This is a genomic window from Enterobacter sp. C6, from assembly GCF_008122455.1.
Classification (GTDB): Bacteria; Pseudomonadota; Gammaproteobacteria; order Enterobacterales; family Enterobacteriaceae; genus Enterobacter; species Enterobacter pseudoroggenkampii.
This window is the reverse complement of sequence record NZ_QPFW01000072.1, coordinates 1-3189: the sequence shown is the minus strand read 5'-3', so window position 1 is coordinate 3189 and position 3189 is coordinate 1. Positions and strand designations below refer to the sequence as shown.

Here is a 3189-nt window from a genome sequence, read left to right as displayed (position 1 = left end):
TCCATGCCCCGCTGATCCAGTCTGTGGACGGGCTTAAGCTGGCAGTGGTCTCTTCTCGTGATGAAGAGAAGGTGAAACGCGATCTGCCGGACGTAGAGGTGGTGGCAACACCGGAAGAGGCTATTCAGCATCCTGATGTTGACCTGGTGGTGATTGCCTCCCCCAACGCCACGCACGCCCCGCTGGCGACGCTGGCCCTGAACGCAGGTAAACACGTGGTCGTGGATAAGCCTTTCACCCTCGACATGCAGGAAGCCCGCGACCTGATTGCGCTGGCGGAGGAAAAGCAGCTACTGCTTTCTGTCTTCCACAATCGCCGCTGGGACAGTGATTTCTTCGGCATTAAGCAGGTCATTGAGCAAGGCACGCTCGGCAAGGTTAAGCACCTGGAGTCGCATATCGACCGCTTCCGCCCGGAAGTGCGCGTGCGCTGGCGCGAGCAGAATGTCCCCGGGAGCGGCCTGTGGTTTGACCTGGGGCCTCATCTTATCGACCAGACGCTACAGCTCTTTGGTCTGCCGCAGTCGGTTCAGGGGAATATCGCGACGCTGCGCGACGGCGCAGAAATCAACGACTGGGCGCACGTGGTCTTAAACTATCCGGAGCATAAGGTGATTCTGCACGCCAGCATGCTGGTGGCAGGCGGTACGGCGCGCTTTGCCGTCCACGGGGACAAGGGCAGCGTGGTGAAGGCCAGAATCGATCAGCAGGAAGCACAGCTGCTCTCCGGGGTTATCCCTGGGAGTGAAGCCTGGGGCGAAGACAGCGACAGTATGGTGTTCTTTGGCGCTGACGGCGCATCGCAGACGATCCCTACCCCGAAAGGCGATCAGCGCCAGTATTACATCAATGTGCGTGACGCGCTGCTTGGGAAAATCACCAATCCGGTCCACCCGGTTGAGGCACTGGCAGTCATGGCCGTGCTGGAAGCAGCGGTGAAGTCCTCGGAGACAGGGTCAACCCAGGCGCTGGCATTAACAGCTGAAGAGCGTGCTTTGCTGGGTTAAAAAACAAGCCGGGTGACGCGTAGCGATCCCGGCCTACGATTCAGGAATTGCAACGTAGGCCGGGTAAGGCGTAGCCGCCACCCGGCAAGCGTTAATGACTACGAACGCTTTTTCGGCATCATGCGCAGAAGAGTATTATCTTTCCAGAAATAGTGATGCATCAGCGCCGCCGCCGCGTGCAGGCCAATCACAAAATAGCCCAGGTTTGCCAGCGTCTCGTGCCACGCCTTCAGCGTATCCACTAGGTCAAAATTGGACTCCGCCGCATGCGGCATCGCCAGGCCAAAGGCAAACCAGTCGCTGCCCCGGTTATACATCATCACAATGCCAATCAGCGGCAGCGCAATAAACAGCAGATACACCACCAGGTGCCCCAGATGGGACATCCCCGTCACCATCGCTTTTGGCTTCGGTTGAATCGGCGGCGCGCGGAACTTCAGGCGAACCAGCAGACGCGTCACCATCAGCACCAGAATACCGATCCCGCATGAGACGTGGATCATATTGATCGCCGGACGCGCGGTGCGCGGGAAGAAACCTCTGAACTCCATCGCGCAGTAGGCGACGATAATTAACAGAAACACCAGCCAGTGGATGCCGATTTGCAGGCTTGTATATTTAGTGCGCATGTGATTTCCCGATTAAAAACAGTTACCGCGCCAACATAATCCCCTTTCCTTAAAAATTCATTAACTTTTCTGTATGGTTTTTCAAATACTTCCCCCCGCATGAAGCATCTTCAATTGCCGCCCTGCCCGTGATGGTCTAAGCCTGGATGAGTTCAAACTGTCGCATCGACACGTTTACAGGAGAACACCATGAGTAAAATTGGCATTAACGGCTTTGGACGCATTGGGCGCCTTGTTCTGCGTCGCCTTCTTGAAACCCAGGACAGTAATACCGTCGTCGCCATCAACGACCTCACCTCCCCGAAAGTGCTGGCCTACCTGCTCAGGCATGATTCCAACTACGGTGGCTTCCCGTGGAGCGTGGATTTCACCGAGGATGCGCTGATTGTTGACGGTAAAACCATTGCGGTGTACGCCGAAAAAGAGGCGAAGCACATTCCGTGGAAAACCGCCGGTGTGGATATCGTCGTGGAGTGCACCGGCTTTTATACCTCTGAAGAGAAATCACGGGCGCACCTGGACGCCGGCGCGAAGAAAGTGCTGATCTCCGCGCCTGCGGGTGACATGAAAACCATCGTCTACAGCGTGAACGACGACACCATTGACGCCGGTGATACCATCATCTCCGTCGCCTCCTGCACCACCAACTGCCTTGCCCCGCTGGCGAAAGCCCTGAACGATGCGTTTGAAATAAAAGTGGGCACCATGACCACCATTCACGCCTATACCGGCACGCAGGCGCTGGTGGATGGCCCGCGCGGGAAAGATCTTCGCGCCTCGCGGGCGGCGGCAGAGAATATCATTCCCCACACCACCGGTGCCGCCAAAGCCATTGGTCTGGTGATCCCTGCGCTCAGCGGCAAACTAAAAGGCCACGCGCAGCGCGTGCCGGTAAAAACGGGTTCGGTAACCGAGCTGGTGGCCATTCTGGGCAAGAAAGTGACCGTTGAGGAGATCAACGCCGCGCTGAAAAAGGCGACGCAGGGCAATAAATCGTTCGGGTATACCGATGAAGAGATTGTGTCGTCCGATGTGATTGGCTCACATTATGGTTCGGTGTTTGACGCCACGCAGACGGAGGTGTCAGAAGCGGGAGAGCTGCAGCTGGTGAAAGCCGTCGCGTGGTATGACAACGAATATGGTTTTGTGACGCAGCTGGTGCGGACGCTGGATAAGTTTGCGGCGCTGTGATTTTTCCCCTCACCCTAACCCTCTCCCCAATGGGGCGAGGGATTTGTTCCGTGCTCAGCTGATTTTTCGCGCCACCTTCAGGACCGGATCCTGCTGCAGCTGTCTCCATGCGGCCGTGACGGCCTCGGGGAATTCAACGTGAGCAATATAATCCCGCCCGGCCGGGCCATAGCCGTTGGCGTCATCATACAGGCGCGGCAGTTCCCCCATAACCAGTGATAGATAACGGTCAACGGGCCACAGGCCGGTGTTGCTCTCACTGAATTCCACGCCCTCTTTACCGTTTTGCAGCGTCGGCGTAAACCCGGGATGGCTGACCCACTGCGGCGAAACGGGCTCATCCCGACAAACGCGGGCAAACG

General features: G+C 57.3%; 3 protein-coding genes and 1 pseudogene. 2 read left to right on the top strand and 2 right to left on the bottom strand.

Annotated features, from left to right (window positions below):
- On the top strand, positions 1 to 1007 hold a 1007-nt coding region (locus DOU50_RS00660), incomplete at its 5' end, for an oxidoreductase (RefSeq protein ID WP_148768508.1).
- Positions 1008 to 1105: 98 nt separating this feature from the next.
- Here DOU50_RS00660 and cybB read toward each other — a convergent pair.
- Entirely contained in the window at positions 1106 to 1636 is a 531-nt protein-coding gene (gene cybB / locus DOU50_RS00655; protein ID WP_045910487.1) for a cytochrome b561, read from the bottom strand.
- A 189-nt stretch (positions 1637 to 1825) separates the two neighbouring features.
- On the opposite strand from cybB, the gene gap reads away from it, so the two are divergent.
- Positions 1826 to 2827, top strand: a complete 1002-nt coding sequence (gene gap, locus DOU50_RS00650) for a type I glyceraldehyde-3-phosphate dehydrogenase (RefSeq protein ID WP_061715206.1) — start codon at positions 1826 to 1828, stop codon at positions 2825 to 2827.
- Between the two features lie 54 nt (positions 2828 to 2881).
- Here gap and DOU50_RS23635 read toward each other — a convergent pair.
- Positions 2882 to 3189 (bottom strand): annotated as a pseudogene (locus DOU50_RS23635) (YdcF family protein); the annotation flags it as partial.

What these genes read in the sequence shown, in the direction of transcription:
- cybB (WP_045910487.1), bottom strand. Translation starts at nt 1,636, where the DNA reads ATGCGCACTAAATATACAAGCCTGCAAATCGGCATCCACTGGCTGGTG.
- gap (WP_061715206.1), top strand. Translation starts at nt 1,826, where the DNA reads ATGAGTAAAATTGGCATTAACGGCTTTGGACGCATTGGGCGCCTTGTT.